Annotated in this window: 20 protein-coding genes and 1 tRNA gene; 10 read left to right on the top strand and 11 right to left on the bottom strand. The window is 61.8% G+C overall.

The features are described 5' to 3' along the window. Positions 1 to 27 precede the first annotated feature (27 nt). Positions 28 to 333 (bottom strand): ATPase inhibitor subunit zeta, encoded by a 306-nt coding sequence (locus KEC16_RS13870; RefSeq protein ID WP_211549929.1) that lies wholly within the window; start codon positions 331 to 333, stop codon positions 28 to 30. Between the two features lie 17 nt (positions 334 to 350). Continuing rightward, positions 351 to 704: a winged helix-turn-helix transcriptional regulator gene (locus KEC16_RS13865; RefSeq protein WP_211549927.1), complete on the bottom strand. Its 354-nt coding sequence runs from the start codon at positions 702 to 704 to the stop codon at positions 351 to 353. Positions 705 to 816: 112 nt separating this feature from the next. Between KEC16_RS13865 and KEC16_RS13860 the strand changes: the two genes are divergently transcribed. Both KEC16_RS13860 and lepA read left to right on the top strand, forming a co-directional pair. Continuing rightward, on the top strand, positions 817 to 1,818 hold the full coding sequence (locus KEC16_RS13860) for a zinc-binding alcohol dehydrogenase family protein (RefSeq protein ID WP_211549925.1): 1,002 nt from the start codon (positions 817 to 819) through the stop codon (positions 1,816 to 1,818). Positions 1,819 to 1,912: 94 nt separating this feature from the next. Further along, positions 1,913 to 3,715, top strand: coding sequence for a translation elongation factor 4 (lepA, locus tag KEC16_RS13855; protein WP_211549923.1), 1,803 nt, complete (start codon positions 1,913 to 1,915; stop codon positions 3,713 to 3,715). A 262-nt stretch (positions 3,716 to 3,977) separates the two neighbouring features. Here lepA and KEC16_RS13850 read toward each other — a convergent pair whose 3' ends face one another. The 7 genes from KEC16_RS13850 to guaB form a co-directional block, all read right to left on the bottom strand. After that, entirely contained in the window at positions 3,978 to 4,445 is a 468-nt protein-coding gene (locus KEC16_RS13850; protein WP_211549921.1) for a hypothetical protein, read from the bottom strand. Positions 4,446 to 4,474: 29 nt separating this feature from the next. Then, the gene (locus tag KEC16_RS13845) at positions 4,475 to 4,990 is read right to left on the bottom strand and encodes a hypothetical protein (RefSeq protein WP_211549919.1); all 516 of its coding nucleotides are present in this window, start codon (positions 4,988 to 4,990) and stop codon (positions 4,475 to 4,477) included. A 183-nt stretch (positions 4,991 to 5,173) separates the two neighbouring features. Next, entirely contained in the window at positions 5,174 to 5,479 is a 306-nt protein-coding gene (gene rpmB / locus KEC16_RS13840; protein ID WP_211549917.1) for a 50S ribosomal protein L28, read from the bottom strand. Positions 5,480 to 5,614: 135 nt separating this feature from the next. After that, positions 5,615 to 6,133: a protein phosphatase CheZ gene (locus KEC16_RS13835; RefSeq protein WP_249209191.1), complete on the bottom strand. Its 519-nt coding sequence runs from the start codon at positions 6,131 to 6,133 to the stop codon at positions 5,615 to 5,617. 147 nt (positions 6,134 to 6,280) lie between these two features. Next, positions 6,281 to 7,261, bottom strand: a complete 981-nt coding sequence (gene meaB / locus KEC16_RS13830; protein ID WP_211549913.1) for a methylmalonyl Co-A mutase-associated GTPase MeaB — start codon at positions 7,259 to 7,261, stop codon at positions 6,281 to 6,283. 12 nt (positions 7,262 to 7,273) lie between these two features. Continuing rightward, positions 7,274 to 7,606: a hypothetical protein gene (locus KEC16_RS13825; RefSeq protein ID WP_211549911.1), complete on the bottom strand. Its 333-nt coding sequence runs from the start codon at positions 7,604 to 7,606 to the stop codon at positions 7,274 to 7,276. 114 nt (positions 7,607 to 7,720) lie between these two features. Next, the gene (guaB, locus tag KEC16_RS13820; protein WP_211549909.1) at positions 7,721 to 9,181 is read right to left on the bottom strand and encodes an IMP dehydrogenase; all 1,461 of its coding nucleotides are present in this window, start codon (positions 9,179 to 9,181) and stop codon (positions 7,721 to 7,723) included. 160 nt (positions 9,182 to 9,341) lie between these two features. Here guaB and KEC16_RS13815 point away from each other — a divergent pair, with 160 nt between their 5' ends. Then, positions 9,342 to 9,683 carry a host attachment protein gene (locus KEC16_RS13815; RefSeq protein ID WP_211549907.1) on the top strand — a complete coding sequence of 114 codons (342 nt, stop codon included), beginning with the start codon at positions 9,342 to 9,344 and terminating at the stop codon, positions 9,681 to 9,683. 30 nt (positions 9,684 to 9,713) lie between these two features. On the opposite strand, the gene KEC16_RS13810 is transcribed toward KEC16_RS13815, so the two are convergent. Both KEC16_RS13810 and KEC16_RS13805 read right to left on the bottom strand, forming a co-directional pair. Beyond that, a complete protein-coding gene (locus KEC16_RS13810; RefSeq protein ID WP_211549905.1) occupies positions 9,714 to 10,457 on the bottom strand; it encodes an RlmE family RNA methyltransferase in 744 nt (247 codons plus the stop codon). A gap of 3 nt (positions 10,458 to 10,460) precedes the next feature. Beyond that, positions 10,461 to 11,549, bottom strand: coding sequence for a Ppx/GppA phosphatase family protein (locus KEC16_RS13805; protein ID WP_249209190.1), 1,089 nt, complete (start codon positions 11,547 to 11,549; stop codon positions 10,461 to 10,463). 89 nt (positions 11,550 to 11,638) lie between these two features. On the opposite strand from KEC16_RS13805, the gene KEC16_RS13800 reads away from it, so the two are divergent. The 7 genes from KEC16_RS13800 to KEC16_RS13770 form a co-directional block, all read left to right on the top strand. After that, positions 11,639 to 11,712: transfer RNA gene (locus KEC16_RS13800), tRNA-Gln, on the top strand. Positions 11,713 to 12,135: 423 nt separating this feature from the next. After that, positions 12,136 to 13,149: an AAA family ATPase gene (locus tag KEC16_RS13795; RefSeq protein ID WP_211549903.1), complete on the top strand. Its 1,014-nt coding sequence runs from the start codon at positions 12,136 to 12,138 to the stop codon at positions 13,147 to 13,149. Positions 13,150 to 13,186: 37 nt separating this feature from the next. Then, the gene (locus tag KEC16_RS13790; RefSeq protein ID WP_211549902.1) at positions 13,187 to 13,366 is read left to right on the top strand and encodes a hypothetical protein; all 180 of its coding nucleotides are present in this window, start codon (positions 13,187 to 13,189) and stop codon (positions 13,364 to 13,366) included. Positions 13,367 to 13,526: 160 nt separating this feature from the next. After that, on the top strand, positions 13,527 to 14,876 hold the full coding sequence (locus KEC16_RS13785; protein ID WP_211549900.1) for a TniQ family protein: 1,350 nt from the start codon (positions 13,527 to 13,529) through the stop codon (positions 14,874 to 14,876). Between the two features lie 106 nt (positions 14,877 to 14,982). After that, entirely contained in the window at positions 14,983 to 15,537 is a 555-nt protein-coding gene (locus tag KEC16_RS13780) for a TnsA endonuclease N-terminal domain-containing protein (protein WP_249209189.1), read from the top strand. Then, positions 15,521 to 15,709, top strand: a complete 189-nt coding sequence (locus KEC16_RS13775; protein WP_211549896.1) for a hypothetical protein — start codon at positions 15,521 to 15,523, stop codon at positions 15,707 to 15,709. Before KEC16_RS13780 ends, KEC16_RS13775 begins: the two co-directional genes overlap by 17 nt. A gap of 73 nt (positions 15,710 to 15,782) precedes the next feature. Next, the coding region (locus KEC16_RS13770; protein ID WP_211549894.1) for a helix-turn-helix domain-containing protein at positions 15,783 to 16,049 on the top strand (267 nt) is incomplete at its 3' end.

Genomic DNA, 16,049 nt, shown 5'->3' with positions numbered 1-16,049 from the left:
ACGGGATCACTCCGATCCCATCAGGGTTCAGGATTTGGGGTGATCGCCACCCTGCAATTGACGGCGGGCCTCGTGCCAAAGGTGCCCCAGTTTTTCACGGATTTCATGCCCGCCCACCTTGCCGCGCAGATCCTTGACCAGACGCTGCACCAGTTTTTCGTCACCATCATGATCATGGTCGTGGGCATGGGCGACATCATGGGCGTAATCGCGGGCGGCTTGGCCCAGCAACCCCAACAATTCCGCCGCCCATAATCCGGCGATGCGATTGCGCTGCCGCCTGAGATGGGGCTCGGCCTCAGGGGCCGTATCGGTCTTGGACAGGAACGGCATGGTCTTTCCCCCCTTGCTCACGCGGCCGACGAGTGTAATCGAACGGTGGAATCGCCATGGGAATCGCCCCAGGCTTTCAACGCCACCACCACCGGCCGCAAGGTTTCGCCCAGATCGGTCAGGCTATATTCCACCCGAGGCGGAACTTCGGCATAAATGGTGCGCGACACCAGCCCGGAACTTTCCAATTCCCGCAATTGCTTGGTCAGCATGCGCTGGGTGATGTTGGGCAGCTTGCGCCGCAATTCGCTAAACCGATGCACGCCTTCCAGCAGGTGATAGAGCACGACGCCCTTCCACTTGCCGCCGATCTTTTCCAAAGTCGCCTCGACCGGGCAGCCGGGCGAACAATCATAGGTCTTGTGCGCCATGGGAAACCTCATTGGTATCCTTTTGGGTACTATACACCAAAAATGTGCATTCTTGCGAGATTGATCGGTAACACCCCATATATCCGCCACACCAGTCAGCGGAGTTCGATCCATGCGTGCCATTGCCTATCGCCACAGCCTGCCCATCACCGATCCTTCCTCGCTTGAAGATATCGAGCTGCCCGATCCGGTCGCCCAGGGCCGCGACCTGCTGGTCCGCATCGAAGCCATCGCCGTCAATCCGGTGGACACCAAGGTGCGCCGCAATGTCGATCCCGCCGGCGCCGCCAAGGTTCTGGGCTATGACGCCGCCGGCGTCGTCATCGCCACCGGCCCCGAGGTCACCTTGTTCAAGCTCGGCGACCGCGTGTTCCATGCCGGCGCCATCGACCGCCCCGGCAGCAATGCCGAGCTGCATCTGGTCGATGAACGCATCGCCGCAGCCATGCCGGACAGCCTGGATTTCGCCGCCGCCGCCGCCATGCCCCTGACCTTCATCACCGCGTGGGAATTGCTGTTCGACCGCCTGGGGGTCACCGCCGGGGACCGCAAATCGGTGCTGATCGTCGGCGGCGCCGGCGGCGTCGGCTCGGCCGCCATCCAACTGGCCCGTCAGTTGACCGGCCTGACCGTCATCGCCACCGCCTCGCGCCCCGAAAGCCGGCAATGGTGCCTGGATCTGGGCGCTCACCACGTCATCGACCATTCGCAAGACCTGGTTGCGCAATGGCGGGATTTGGACCTGGGCGGCGCCGAGTTGATCCTGGGCCTGACCAATACCGACCAGCACCAGGCCGCCCTGGCCGAGATCATCGCCCCCCAAGGCGCGCTGGGCCTGATCGACGATCCCAAGGGCTTCGACATCGGCCTGTTCAAGCGCAAGGCGGTGTCCATCCATTGGGAATTCATGTTCACCCGCTCGCTGTTCCAAACCAATGACATGATCGCGCAACACGATTTGTTGAAACAGGTGGCCGAACTGGTCGATCAAGGGGTGCTGCGCAGCACCCAGACGCTGGTTTTGGGCCGCATCAACTCCACCAATCTGCGCATGGCCCATGGCCTGATCGAGGACGGCCACGCGGTCGGCAAACTGGTGCTGGCCGGGTTCTGATAGCGCAAAGGGCGGAGCAACACGCTCCGCCCTTTCCAAAAGTCGCGCAAGGCCCTATGTTCCCACGATTCATCCGGCCTTACATAAGAAGTCCATGACCAAGCTCGAGCACATCCGCAACTTCGCCATCATCGCCCATATCGACCATGGCAAATCGACCCTTGCCGACCGCCTGATCCAGGAATGTGGCGCCGTCGAACTGCGCGACATGAAAGAGCAGATGCTCGATTCCATGGATATCGAGCGCGAGCGCGGCATCACCATCAAGGCTCAGACCGTCCGCCTGGCCTATGCGGCCAAGGACGGCAAGACCTATCAGCTCAACCTGATGGACACCCCCGGCCACGTCGATTTCGCCTACGAGGTCAGCCGCTCGCTCGCCGCCTGTGAAGGCTCGATCCTGGTGGTCGACGCCAGCCAAGGCGTCGAGGCGCAGACCCTGGCCAACGTCTATCAAGCCCTGGATGCCGGGCACGAGATCGTGCCGGTCTTGAACAAGATCGACTTGCCGGCAGCCGAGCCGGAACGGGTCAAGCAGCAGGTCGAAGACGTCATCGGCCTGGACGCGTCGGACGCGGTGATGATCTCGGCCAAGTCGGGCATCGGCATCGTCGACGTGCTGGAAGCCCTGGTCACCCGCCTGCCCTGCCCGGAAGGCGACGAGAAAGCCGATTTGCAGGCGCTGCTGGTCGATTCCTGGTACGACGCCTATCTGGGCGTCATCATCCTGGTCCGGGTCAAGAACGGCGTTTTGAAGCGCGGCATGAAGATCCGCATGATGGCCAACGGCTCGGCCTATGAAGTGGATTCGGTCGGTTACTTCACGCCCAAGATGATCAAGGCCGACGCCTTGCGTCCGGGCGAGATGGGCTTCATCACCGCCGGCATCAAGGCGGTGGCCGATACCAATGTCGGCGACACCATCACCGACGACAAGAAACCCGCCGCCACCGCCCTGGCCGGCTTCAAGCCGTCGATCCCGGTGGTGTGGTGCGGCCTGTTCCCCATTGATGCCGCCGATTACGAGGATTTGCGCGACAGCTTGGCCAAGCTGCGCCTGAACGACGCCAGCTTCCAGTACGAGCCGGAAACCTCGGCCGCCCTGGGCTTTGGCTTTCGCTGCGGCTTCTTGGGCCTGCTGCACCTGGAAATCATCCAGGAACGGCTGGAACGCGAATTCAATCTGGACCTGATCACCACGGCGCCTTCGGTGGTCTATCACGTCCACATGACCAACGGCACGATGCAGGAATTGCACAACCCGGCCGACATGCCCGATCAGGGCCTGATCGACCATGTGGAAGAGCCGTGGATCAAGGCGACCATCATGGTGCCCGATGAATATCTGGGCTCCATCTTGCAATTGTGCACCGAACGGCGCGGCCAGCAGCTTGACCTGACCTATGCCGGCAACCGCGCCATGGCCGTCTATAAGCTGCCCTTGAACGAAGTGGTGTTCGATTTCTACGACCGCTTGAAATCCATTTCCCGCGGCTATGCCAGCTTCGATTACGAGATTGATTGCTACACCGAAAGCGATCTGGTCAAGGTCTCCATCCTGGTCAACCAGGAACCCGTCGATGCCCTGGCCTTCATCGTCCACCGCGCCAATGCCGAAAGCCGCGGACGCGGCATCTGTAGCCGACTGAAGGAACTGATCCCGCGTCAGATGTTCCAGATCGCCATTCAAGCCGCCATCGGCGGCCGCATCGTCGCCCGCGAATCCATCAGCGCCCTGCGCAAGGACGTGCTGGCCAAGTGCTATGGCGGCGACGTCAGCCGCAAGCGCAAGCTGCTGGAAAAGCAAAAGGAAGGCAAAAAGCGCATGCGCCAGTTCGGCCGCGTCGAAATCCCGCAATCAGCCTTTCTGGCCGCGCTTAAGATGGGCGACGACTGATACCATATCCCGGTGATCGCAACCGATCCCCGGCGCCCTCGGGTGCCGGGCGCATCGTTGCGCCGGCTTAGAGCGCCGAGCGTTAAATCGGAAGCGCCCGTAGGATTGCTTCGCAAATGGGCTATCGCCCAAACCCACCCGGGGCGAACCCCGGTCCCCTTTGATTTTATTGATTAAAAAGAAGGGGGTCTGGGGTTCACCCCAGGCTGGGCCGGGGCGGCAGCCCCGTCACGAAGTGATCCTGATGTTAACGCCCGGCGCTCTAAGGTTGCACCAGAAGCAGGCGGTGCGCGGTCGCATAACCGGATTGCCAGGGAAATTCGGTGACGACGCACTGGCCCGGATAGCGGGCGAAATCGATCGACCCGACCGCGGTGCCGAGCGCGTCCGCCTCCAGAACGTGCCGGCGCATGAAGGTCGGACGGATCGCCACTTGATGGGGGGCTGCGGTGGCGTCACCCAGCAGAAAAATAGATTTGATATCGGCAAAACGCTGATTGATCACCTTGATGTCGGCGGCCCTTCCGACCATGACGACACTGCCGCAAACCGCCAGTTTGCCGCCACGGTCAAAGGCCCGAATGGCGCTAAACCCGGTAACCGGGCGTGTGCCGACAACCCAGGGCAGCGTCTCGACGGTATCGCCCGCCTGCGTTCCGACCTTTTGTTCGTCGAGCCGATCATAAGTGGCGATCGGCACCCGCTTCACGCATGCGGGTAAGACGAGCATCAGCGCCGCCAGACAAAACCACCCCATCCTCATTTGACGACACTCTGTGCTCGTTGCCTGGGGTCGCGGATCAGCAACTGGAGGCCAATGAGCGGGGCGGCAAATTCGCTACTCCATGCCTGCTCGCTGACCACACACTTTGCCGGTTTGCCGTCACTGCCGCCAATCAGCTTGGCTCCCTTGTCTATTTCTATGGGCTGGAAAACCACATCAATGAATTTGGCGTCGAATTTGAGCACTTTCCGGCTTTGCATCGTGGTCACCGTCACCACCGAACCAGGGGTGGCCATAGCCGCGCGAATCTCCGCCGTGCGATCTTCGGCGGCAAACAGCTTGTAATAACCACACAAGGCCACGCGGCCCTCATGAGCGAAAACCTGCGTCGACAATGCCGCGACCGCCCCCTTCCATGGGAAGGACAGGCTTTGGACAGCTTGGGCGCTATCCATTGGGCGCGATGCAATCGGCTGCATCGCGCCGCCGCCATGAACACATGCCGAAAGCGTGCAAATGCCGGCCGAAATCACGACATTCCGCCAAAGCATGCCCTCCTCCCTTCCCCCTCGAAATCAGGAAATGGTAGGGGGAGAGAAAATAAAAGACAACTTTAAAGCGTTATCGCGTCTTTGGGCACATGGCAAAAAAAGAGGGCTGGGAAAGGATCAGAGAAGGCGCACAAAAAAGCCCGGCATCCGCCGGGCTTTTTCGTATCAGTGCGTCGGCGTCGATTAGACGGCGGCGGCGGCCTGCTTGGAGGCCATGGCCTTGGCGACGCGCTTCTTCAAGCGGCGAGCTTCCAGCGGCAGGCGCGAATCATTGGTGGTCAGCAAGAAGCTATCCAGACCGCCATTGTGTTCAATGGTCTTCAGGCCACGGGTCGTGACCTTCAGGCGAACCATCTGGCCCAGCGCGTCGGACAGGACCGAGGTCTCCTGCAGGTTGGGCAGAAAGCGGCGACGGCTCTTGTTGTTCGCGTGGCTGACGTTGTTACCGGTCAGAACGCCCTTGCCGGTGATGGAGCAACGACGGGCCATGGTGACATCCTCTCTTTTGTTCGCTTGGGGCGCGCGATATCGGCGCCACAGGTAATCCGGGTCCAGGCAATGCTGGGAAGCCGCGTTTTTAAGGGGCGGGGACCCTTTCGTCAAGCGGATTCAGACTCTTTTCGTTCAGCCGAACAGCTTGTCGATATCATCTTGGTTGAACAACTTATCCACATCGGTCTGCGTCACCCCTTGGCCGGGCAATTGCGGGCCGTGCAACAGCTTCTTGTCGGGATCTTTCTCTTCCTTCAACTCGACCACCACCTTGGTCAACTCGTCACGACCCCAGGTGAAGATGATGGAATTGATGCGTTCTTCCACGAATTTCATGGAATTGACCACCTTGGTCACCCGCTGGCCGGTGATGTCTTGAAACGAGCAGGCCTCGAACACCATATTCACCTTGTCGGTGACCTCGTCGAAGATTGCCCTGAGCTTGGGATCCTCGGTGAGGGCTCGGGCGTCGCTCATCAGGGTATCGACCCCCTCGACGCTTTCCATGATGGTGTTGGTGGCGCCTTCGGTCGCCGAAACGATGGCGTCGAGCTGTTCCGACATCGAGCCGAAATGGTCCTCTGCCCCTGGCGGATTAAGCGCCGCCAGCTCCTTGCGGATACGTTGCAAATGGCCGAACAGTCCAACCATTTCCCTTTTCAGGATCAACAAGTCTTGAGCGGAAACGGGGGGCGACGAGGGCATTATAAGTCCTGGGGTTCAGCATGTTGCAAATGCAGCATATCTTGACTGGTCATACAACGCAAAGCGACTGACGCATAGGTATAAAGTCTGAGTCTAATTGTGACGAAACGCGTGAACCAAACGCCGCGCCGCCACGGTCGGCGCCATCAGACCGCTGGTCACTTGACGTTCCAACGTCGGCAGCAAAGCCGCCACGGCGTTGTCATCCTTGAGCGTCTGCAACAAGGTTTCGGCGATTTCATTCCACATCCAGGCCTGGGCCTGTTCGGCCCGACGGCCACTGAATCGGCCACAGCCTTGCATGGTGTCACGGTATTGGCCGATGGTCGACCAGACATCGGCCACCCCGGCGCGTTCCAGCGCCGAACAGGTCAGCACCGGAACCGCCCAGGCGGCGCTGGCCGGCGTCAGCAAATGCAGGGCATTGCTGTAATCTTGCGCCGCTCGCTTGGCCGCCTGCGCCAAATCGCCATCGGCCTTGTTGACGACGATGGCGTCGGCCAATTCGACGATGCCTTTCTTGATGCCTTGCAATTCGTCGCCGCCACCGGGAACCAACAACAGCAAGAACATATCAACCATGTCGGCAACCGCGGTTTCGCTTTGCCCGACACCGACGGTTTCCACCACCACCACGTCAAAGCCGGCGGCCTCGCACACCAACATGGCCTCACGCGTGCGCCGCGCCACCCCGCCCAGGGTGCAGCTTGACGGGCTGGGGCGGATGAAGGCGCGAATATCGCGCGACAATTCCTCCATGCGGGTCTTGTCCCCCAGGATCGAACCGCCGGTGCGCGGCGAGGACGGGTCCACCGCCAGCACCGCCAATTTGTGCCCCTGCTCGACCACGTGCAGGCCAAAGGCCTCGATGAAGGTGGATTTGCCGGCGCCGGGCACGCCGGTGATGCCGACACGGATTGAGCGACCGGAATGGGGCAGGATTTCATGCAGCAGAGCTTCCGCCGCTTCGCGGTGATCGACGCGGGTGGATTCGATCAGCGTAATGGCACGAGCCACCGAGCGACGGTCACCGGCCAAAACGCCTTTGGCCAGGGCAATGGGATCAACGGACAAGACGGGGCGTTCCTATTTCTTTTTGTTCGTGGGCGAATCAACTTCTTGCATCAAGGCGGTGATGGCCATGGCCACCAGCTTGGCCCGGCTTTCATCGTCCAATTGGTCGAGGATCTGACGCTTGGCCCGCTGCACCTTCAACGCATTTTGAATCAACGCCTGACGCTCGGGGGTGACGAACGCCCCGACCTGGGATTGCATGCGGGCGATGTCCTGGTCCCGCGTCGATGGCCCCGGCGCCGGCTTGACCACCTTGGCGGCAGCCTTGGGCGCCATCTGCTGCGCCCGCCGTTCTATGGCCGCCTGGGCATCCTTTTCGAACTTATTCTTGAAAAAACCGAACATGCCGACCTCGTTGGCGTGGAGATTCAGCTTACGCCAAGGCGGGGGCAAAGAAAAAGCCCCCATCCGCATCGGATGGGGGACCTTTTCATCGAATAATCCCGACGGGACGTCCGGTTATTCGGACTTGTAGTTGGGCGCTTCCTTGGTGATGGCGATGTCATGGACATGACTTTCGCGCAAGCCGGCATTGGTGATGCGGCGGAACGTGCAACGGGTTTGCATGTCGCCGATGGTGCCGTTGCCGGTATAGCCCATGCCCGCGCGCAGTCCGCCCACCAACTGATGAACCACGGTGCCCACCGGCCCCTTGTAAGGGACCCGGCCCTCGACGCCTTCGGGGACCAGTTTCAGGCTGTCATTGACGTCGGCCTGGAAATAACGGTCGGCAGAACCGCGCGCCATGGCGCCAATCGAGCCCATGCCGCGATAGGATTTGTACGAGCGTCCCTGGAACAAAAACACCTCGCCCGGACTTTCCTCGGTGCCGGCGAACAACGAACCGATCATCACGCAATCGGCGCCGGCGGCAATCGCCTTGGCAATGTCGCCGGAATACTTGATGCCGCCATCGGCGATCAGACCGATGCCGGCGGCGCGGGTGACCTCGGACACTTCCATGATGGCGGAAAGCTGGGGGACGCCGACACCGGCAACCATGCGGGTGGTGCAGATGGTCCCCGGCCCGATCCCGACCTTGACGGCGTCGGCGCCGACATCGGCCAATGCGCGGGCGGCGTCGGGGGTGGCGATATTGCCGCCGATAACCTGGGACTTGGACGACAACAACTTGATCTGGCGCACGGTCTCGATGACGCCACGGGAATGGCCATGGGCGGTATCGACGACAACGATGTCGACGCCGGCTTCCAGCAGGGCTTCCGCCCGCTTGATGCCATCGAGACCAACGCCGGTGGCGGCGGCGACACGCAGCCGTCCCTGGTCGTCCTTGCAGGCATTGGGGTGGGCCTTGGCCTTTTCGATGTCCTTGACGGTGACCAGACCGGTACAGCGATATTCGCTATCGACCACCAGCAGCTTTTCAATGCGGTACTGGTGCAAAAGGCGCTTGGCCTCTTCCTTTTCCACCCCTTCGCGCACGGTGACCAGATCGGTCTTGGTCATCAGTTCCGACACCGGCTGATTAACGTCCGAGGCAAAGCGGACATCGCGATTGGTGAGGATGCCGACCAGCTTGCCGGAACCGCGCTCGACCACCGGGATCCCGGAAATCTTGAAATCGGCCATCAACCGCAGCGCTTCCGCCAGCGGTTGATCGGGATGGATCGTGACCGGATTGACCACCATGCCCGATTCGAATTTCTTGACCATGCGGACTTCCGCCGCCTGGGCCAGGATATCCAAATTCTTGTGAATGACGCCGATGCCGCCGGCCTGGGCCATGGCGATAGCCAAGCGCGATTCGGTGACGGTGTCCATGGCGGCGGACACCAGCGGGATCCCCAATTCGATGGAGCGGGTGATGCGGGTGCGCGTGTCGGCCGTATTGGGCAACACATCGGATTCCGCCGGCACCAGCAGAACATCGTCGAACGTCAGGGCTTCCTTGATTTGCATGCCAACTCCGTGGGCGGATACGGGATTTGGCGCGCCATCATACACAGAAAAGCTCGGCGCTCAAGCATGCCATGGCGGCATTAACGTTTCATTCATGCTATGATGATCCTTGCCGCGATGACCTTACCGGCCACTGCGGTGGGAGGAAAAGGAGAGAGCCATGCGTTCATCCCATACATGGGTTTGCGTGGCCGACGGTGCCCGCGCCCGTATTTACCGGTGCGATGGCCCGCAACGCGATCTGGAACCGGTTCTCGGCATGGGGGTTCCCGCCATGGGTCCCGCCTGCACCGGACGGATCGCCGGCCAATTGGACCGCGCCGCCACCGAGCGACGCTTCGATCATCTGGTGTTAGTGGGACCACGGGCGGTGCTGGCCGAATTGGAAAGCACCCTGACCGCCCATACCCGCACCATGGTGACCGGCGAGCTGGATCGCGACCTCAGTCGCGCCAGCCCGCGCGAACTGACCGCACATCTGTGCGAGTTGCTGCCACACTGATCACGGCGGGGGGCTGGGAAGGGCCAGCCCTTATCCTTGTTCGCTGTCGCTGTCGCTGTCTCTGCCCCCGTCCCCGCCCTTGAAGCCGGTGGCGATGACGTATGTCTCGGCCGATTCCTTGCGGCTGGCCGGCGGCTTGGCATGGCGCACGGTGGTGAAGTTCTTTTTCAGCAAGTCCAGCAAGGTCTTTTCAGTGCCGCCCTGGAACACCTTGGCCAAGAAGGTTCCCCCAGGGGCCAGCACTTCCAGGGCGAAATGCAGCGCCACCTCGACCAGGCCGATGATGCGCAAATGGTCGGTGGGCGGATGGCCGGTGGTCGGCGCCGCCATGTCCGACACCACCACATCAGCCAGCCCGTCCAAGGCCTGTTTCAGGCGGTCGGGCGAATCGTCGGCCAGGAAGTCGCCCAGCATGCAGGTGGCGCCGGGCACCGGATCGTATTCCAAGATATCCATGCCGACGATCTTGCCGCGCCCGCCGACGCGCTGCACCGCCACCTGAGTCCAGCCGCCGGGCGCGGCCCCCAGATCGACCACCCGCAAACCCGGCTTGAGAATATGAAAGCGGTCATCCAGCTCGATCAGCTTAAAGGCGGCGCGGGATCGGTAGCCCAGCTTGCGAGCCTCTTGCACGTAGGGGTCATTCAACTGCCGTTGCAGCCAGCGGGTGGACGATGGCTTGCGGCCGCGCGCGGTCTTGACCCGCTCGACCAGCATGCGGCTGCCCGATCCCTTGCTGGCGCCGCCGCCCGCGCTCTTACCCTTGGTGCTCATCTTCTACTCCGACCGGGTCCAGATGGCGTCTTCGCGCATCATGGACAGCAAAATACCCTCGCGCACACCACGATCCGCGACACGCAGGCTGGACAATGGCCACAAACGGCACATGGCTTCAAGAATGGCGCAGCCGGCAATCACCAAATCGGCCCGTTCGGTGCCGATGCAGGGATGGGCGACGCGCTCGGACGCGCTCATCCCCAACAACATGGTGGTAACGGCGGCGATATCGGCCAGACGCAGATCCAGCCCATCGATCATCGAGCGGTCGTAGCGTTCCAAATTCAAATGCAGCGCCGCCAAGGTGGTGACCGTCCCCGAGGTCCCCAGCATCTGCACCTCGCCCATCAGCAAGCGACGGGTGATGGCGTGCTCGGCCTCGAACACCGCCAATCGGGTGGCGATCTGGGCGACGGTGACGGCATAGCCGGCGGGGCTGTGCAAAGCCTCGCCCGTCTGTTCGGCCAAGGTGACCACGCCCAGGGGCAGCGACACCACCCCCTGCACCTGGGGACCATCGGCCGCGTTCTTCACCCAAATCAACTCGGTTGAACCACCGCCGATATCGAAGACCAAAGCCCAGGGATATTGCGGCCGCATCAACGACGAACAACCGCCCAGCGCCAGCCGCGCTTCGTCCTTGGCGCAAATAATTTCCAGATCCAACCCGGTTTCAGCCCAGACCCGGTGGGCGAAATCGCCGCAATTGGCGGCACGCCGGCACGCCTCTGTCGCCACCAGCCGAGCTCGGGTCACCCGATTGCGCACCATCTTGTCGGCGCAGGCCCGCAGCGCGGCAATGGTGCGGTCCATGGCGGTGACGGACAACACCCCGCTGGCCGCCAAGCCTTCGCCCAGACGGGTGATGCGGGAAAAGGCGTCAATGACGCGAAACCCCTCTTGGGCGGGACGCGCCACCAGCATGCGGCAATTATTGGTGCCCAAATCCAGCGCCGCGTACACGGCATCGGTCTGGGGGGCGGAAGCAACACTCAACACGGAACTCACAAGGACACAAGGGAACGCCAGGAAGCGGGGCGGCAGGGATGTTACCCGCTTGTCCGCCGCCGACCCAAGGGAAATGTCCATTCCCAAAAAAATCCCTTCCCAAGCCTCACGGCTTTTGTTAGAAGGTGCGCCTCTCGCCGATGGCCATGGCCGTCGACTAGAATCCCTGGTGGGGGATCGTCTAATGGTAGGACAGCGGACTCTGACTCCGCCAGTCTAGGTTCGAATCCTAGTCCCCCAGCCAACTCCGCATTTTCAATAAGTTACAGCGTCTGTCGGTTTCAGCTGTAAACCGGACTTTGTGCCTTTAATCCGGATAGCGACAGGCATAACGCAGACGGATTGGCCGCCAAACGACTTCGCCACATCACTGAAAACAAACACTATTACCACCTGTATGGTGGACTGATAGCCGATCAGTCGTGGAATCCGGAGACTGCATTCTCCATACGACAATTTTCCAATTGGTCCGGCTTATAAGTGTCAGGCCGAGAACTCGGCCAGAGCCCCCCATCTGCCACCTCAAATTCTCTTGAAAAGGCTCCGGTCGCGGCGCTATAGAAGCCTCGCGTCTACGACCTTTTCGATAACTGGCCCCTGATGGCCCTGACTGCCCCGGACGGGAAAACCCGTGCCGGCGGTTTTTGTTTGTCGACGAGGTCGAGCCATGTTTGAGGCTTTGGCCGCATTGATCCGGCAACAATGGGATAATCAGGTGTTCGCCGGCGGCTTGGCACTTGGCGCCTTGGGGGCGGTTGCCGCCTTGTTGGGGCGTTTGGCGTGGGCCGCTTGCCGAGTTCTCGGTTCGCGCCTGTTTCCGTCACTGACCATCGACCGCCGGTCACCGCTGTTCCGCGCCGTCCAGGCGTGGTTGCGCGATCATCCCTATACCCGCACCTGCCGTACGCTCACCGCCTCGACTCCCTCGGAGATGACGGACGATCAGGCTGTCTGGTTGGTGCCGGGCGAAGGCAGCCACTTGCTGCGTCATGGACGGACATGGCTGTGGTTGGACCGGTCACAGGATACCCGCTCGGGTGCATCGGACCAGCAGGGACGGGACAGGGAAACCCTCAAAATTCACGCCTTGGCCTTCCGTCGCGGCGTCCTGACCGCCCTGGTCTCCGACATTCTGCGCAGTCACGGCCAGCGAGCCGGCACTATCGGCCTGCATACGGCGACCAGTTATGGCGAATGGAGCGAGTTGGGCCGAATTAACCGGCGTCCGCTGAACAGCGTGTTCGTTCCCGGTGGTCTTGCGGGTAACTTGCTGGCGGATGCCCGCACATTCCTGAGCCGGGAGGCTTGGTATGGTGAACGAGGTATTCCGTGGCGGCGGGGCTATCTGTTTCGCGGTCCGCCGGGTACCGGCAAGACCAGCCTGATCCGTGCGCTGGCCAGCGAGTTGGACCTGGATTTGGCGTTGGTCGATCTGTCACAGCCGTCATTGGATGATTCGCTGCTGCGCGAGTTGTTGGCCCGGCTGCCTGCCAACGCAGCGTTAGTTCTGGAAGACGTGGATGGCGTGGCGCCTGGGCGGGACGACACCGACCGCAAACTCAGCCTGAGCGGCCTGCTCAACGCGCTGGATGGTCTGGGCGCTTCGGAAGGACGGTTGCTGTTCATGACCCAATCACCCCGAACGCCTCGATCCGGCCTTGATCCGCCCTGGCCGCGTTGATCGCAATGTCGAGGTTGGGTTGCTGGGGGCGGAAGACGTGGAACGCATGGTCGCCCGCTTCTTTCCTGACCGGCCGGATATGTCGGCACAGGTTGTCGCAATGGTTGGACATAGCGGCATCTCAGGAGCGGAGTTGCAGGCGCTGCTGCTTGATCACATAGATCAACCTGAGACGCTGCTCGGAGATGTTTCCGAAACAATGACTGCACCTGATTAATACGACTGCCTCTCCCACCAATAAACGGAAAATTGGCGGAGGGTTTTTCTTGTATTTCATCACTAAAACCAATGTCTAATGCCACTGAGCCTTCTGCCTAAAACACAAGGCGGCCCGTTCCTGCTATGATGCCCGGCCTCCACAGCTCGGAGGCAAGGCGATGCTTCATGATGATCGCTGGCCCAGATGTCCTCGGTTGTTGCCGGGTGAATCCCTGTCGTCCTGGTTCGCCCGGACCGCTGTCGCCAACGGCCTGCGCCCGGTCGAACTGTTCCGTATCGTGCAGCCCGGTGGCGACCGTATTCCCCGCGACCTGGACCGTTATGCCGACGATCCCTTGCTGTATCTGCTCGCAGATCGCACTGGAATGGATCGGGATGCATTGGTACAGGCCACGTTCCGGCACTGGGCCGGAACCGTGTTCGCCCATGATGACGGCCTGAACAAGCTGCCGTGGTTGCCGCCGGCAGGACGCGTAGGCGGTCGCCGCTGCTTTGGCCAACAGTTCTGCCCGTGGTGTCTGAACGCAGATGCCGCCCCCTATCTGCGCCTTAATTGGCGGCTGTCCTTCGTCACGGTGTGCCCCATCCATCAGCGTCTGTTGCTTGATCGCTGTCCGGTATGCAATGAGCCTTTCAGCGTGTTGCGCATGGATCGTGTCCAGGATATGCGGTGTCCGTCCTGCGCCGCTGATCTGCGCCACTGCACTGCGGATACCCCGCCAGTGGATGTGGTGCCGGTTCAGCAGGACTTGCAGCGTGTCATTGGCCAAGGGTGGTGGACTCTCGGCCTCCACGGGCCGGTCTATTCCTTCGCCGCCCTGGATATCCTGGCGGTACTGGTTCGCCTTCTGGCGGGTGGACCACACGCCCATGCCCTGCGCACCTGGGTCGGGGAACAGGCCCCAAACCTGGCGGTGCCGCCGGAAGCCGTTCCCCGTGCCCGCGACGGCGCCTTGCAGACCCCAAGAGCACGAAGCGTGGTTATCGCCATGGCGCACTGGCTGATGGGCGAATGGCCAAAGCGCCTGATCGAGGGCGCCCGCGCCATGGGCATGACCAGCACCGATCTGTGGAAGCGACCGAAGGAGCAATACCCCTTTGCCTTCGCTGACGTGGTGGAATGGCACTTGAAAGCGCCGCACAAAGACAGCAACCGGGACGAGATGGCGGCCGCCAAGGCGATCCTGATGCGGCAAGGAAAGCCGACGACACACCGCAATCTGGTGGCACTGTGCGGCATCAAGCTGAGTGCCATGAGCGATCTGGCCGACGCGGCTTCCGAAAACGCCGCCCCCTGGGGCAAGGGCCGCTACTGGAAGCTCGATGGTGTGTCGCCCGAGGTGAAGGAGGCCGCACGCCGGGCGGCGCACCGTGCCGGCGAGGGCGTCGGGCCGTGGCTCGACGGCCTATTGCGGCGGGAATTGGGCATGCCTGCCCGCAAAACACCTTACGCGTGCCAAAGTGCCGACACATTCGCCGATGAATTTATTTCCGGTTGTGCAGGTTAGGGGGAACTGCGCCATGCCCGTGCGTCGGATCGGCCTTTGTTATCGCAGTGTCAGCGGGTGCGTCCCCATGGGGGATGGTCGCCGAACCGTAGCAGTGGAATCCACCTTGGAACGGGATTTCGCACTGCTCCAGCGGTTCGATGGCAACGTTGTCGGCCTGGAAGAACAGCCGGTCCGCATCAGCTATCGCGATGATGCCGGGGCCAAACGCAGTTACGTCCCGGACTTCCTCGTCACCTACCGCCAAGGGGCACCGAAGTTGGTGGAGGTGAAATTCTCAACCGATCCGGCCCTCTTGGCAGGGACACTGAAGTCACGCTTCGCCGCAGCTTCTACCTTTGCCGCGGATCGAGGCTGGCGCTTCTCGGTGGTCACCGAAATCCATATCCGCACCCCTCGGCTTGGCAATGTCACCTTCCTGTTGCCGTTCCGCGATCGCACCGCAATCCCCGCCTTCAAGGCGACCATCTTGATGGCGCTGCGCTCAGGGGGGCACTCGGCCGAGGGCCTGCTGGACATGTTCGGCACCGACCGAGCGTCGGCTTTGCCGACCCTATGGGGGATGGTGGCCCGGCTTGAGTTGCATGCGGATTTGGACCGTCCCCTCACCATGCGTTCCCAACTTTCCTTGCCGGAGGTCGATCATGGCCGTGCGGTTTAGCTTCAAGCCCGGTTCAACCGTGGCATGGCGCGGAAAGACCTGCTCCATTTTGGAAGCGGTCTCCGCCTCATCCGTCTTGCTGGAAATCACGGACACCAAGGCCCGTGAAGTCGCGGCAGTGGCCGACCTGCGGCCCCTGAAGTCGTGGCAACTAGAGCATTACCCGCTCTGACGGAATCGTTGGGGATTCCCCAGGAGGCGGAAATCTGATTCAAGATGAGGGCTGGTGAGGGAGGCCAGCCTTCATGACCGCACCTCTTTCCAACGACCTTCGCAAACGCCTGATCGCCGCTGTCGAGGGCGGCCAGTCCTGCCGCTCTGCGGCGAAGCGGTTCGGGGTGGCGGCATCGACGGCGATCAAGTTGGTCAACCGCTGGCGCCAAGAGGGCCATACGGAACCGAAGTCCATGGGAGGCGATCGGCACTCGCATCGGCTGGAGGAGCATGCCGAGGAGATCCTCGGGCTGATCGACAAGACGCCGGACATCACCATCGCCGAGATCCAGGCCCAC

Origin of the sequence: Magnetospirillum sulfuroxidans, from assembly GCF_018224925.1 — a bacterium.
Lineage (GTDB): Bacteria > Pseudomonadota > Alphaproteobacteria > Rhodospirillales > Magnetospirillaceae > Magnetospirillum > Magnetospirillum sulfuroxidans.
The sequence above is the reverse complement of the archived record's forward strand: the minus strand, read 5'-3'. Positions and strand labels throughout refer to the sequence as shown.

Excerpts from the sequence above, each read along its gene's own strand:
- KEC16_RS13870 (WP_211549929.1), bottom strand. The coding sequence starts at position 333 with ATGCCGTTCCTGTCCAAGACCGATACGGCCCCTGAGGCCGAGCCCCAT.
- KEC16_RS13865 (WP_211549927.1), bottom strand. The coding sequence starts at position 704 with ATGGCGCACAAGACCTATGATTGTTCGCCCGGCTGCCCGGTCGAGGCG.
- KEC16_RS13860 (WP_211549925.1), top strand. The coding sequence starts at position 817 with ATGCGTGCCATTGCCTATCGCCACAGCCTGCCCATCACCGATCCTTCC.
- lepA (WP_211549923.1), top strand. The coding sequence starts at position 1,913 with ATGACCAAGCTCGAGCACATCCGCAACTTCGCCATCATCGCCCATATC.
- KEC16_RS13850 (WP_211549921.1), bottom strand. The coding sequence starts at position 4,445 with ATGCTCGTCTTACCCGCATGCGTGAAGCGGGTGCCGATCGCCACTTAT.
- KEC16_RS13845 (WP_211549919.1), bottom strand. The coding sequence starts at position 4,990 with ATGCTTTGGCGGAATGTCGTGATTTCGGCCGGCATTTGCACGCTTTCG.
- rpmB (WP_211549917.1), bottom strand. The coding sequence starts at position 5,479 with ATGGCCCGTCGTTGCTCCATCACCGGCAAGGGCGTTCTGACCGGTAAC.
- KEC16_RS13835 (WP_249209191.1), bottom strand. The coding sequence starts at position 6,133 with ATGGTTGGACTGTTCGGCCATTTGCAACGTATCCGCAAGGAGCTGGCG.
- KEC16_RS13825 (WP_211549911.1), bottom strand. The coding sequence starts at position 7,606 with ATGTTCGGTTTTTTCAAGAATAAGTTCGAAAAGGATGCCCAGGCGGCC.
- guaB (WP_211549909.1), bottom strand. The coding sequence starts at position 9,181 with ATGCAAATCAAGGAAGCCCTGACGTTCGACGATGTTCTGCTGGTGCCG.
- KEC16_RS13815 (WP_211549907.1), top strand. The coding sequence starts at position 9,342 with ATGCGTTCATCCCATACATGGGTTTGCGTGGCCGACGGTGCCCGCGCC.
- KEC16_RS13810 (WP_211549905.1), bottom strand. The coding sequence starts at position 10,457 with ATGAGCACCAAGGGTAAGAGCGCGGGCGGCGGCGCCAGCAAGGGATCG.
- KEC16_RS13805 (WP_249209190.1), bottom strand. The coding sequence starts at position 11,549 with ATGGACATTTCCCTTGGGTCGGCGGCGGACAAGCGGGTAACATCCCTG.
- KEC16_RS13795 (WP_211549903.1), top strand. The coding sequence starts at position 12,136 with ATGTTTGAGGCTTTGGCCGCATTGATCCGGCAACAATGGGATAATCAG.
- KEC16_RS13785 (WP_211549900.1), top strand. The coding sequence starts at position 13,527 with ATGCTTCATGATGATCGCTGGCCCAGATGTCCTCGGTTGTTGCCGGGT.
- KEC16_RS13775 (WP_211549896.1), top strand. The coding sequence starts at position 15,521 with ATGGCCGTGCGGTTTAGCTTCAAGCCCGGTTCAACCGTGGCATGGCGC.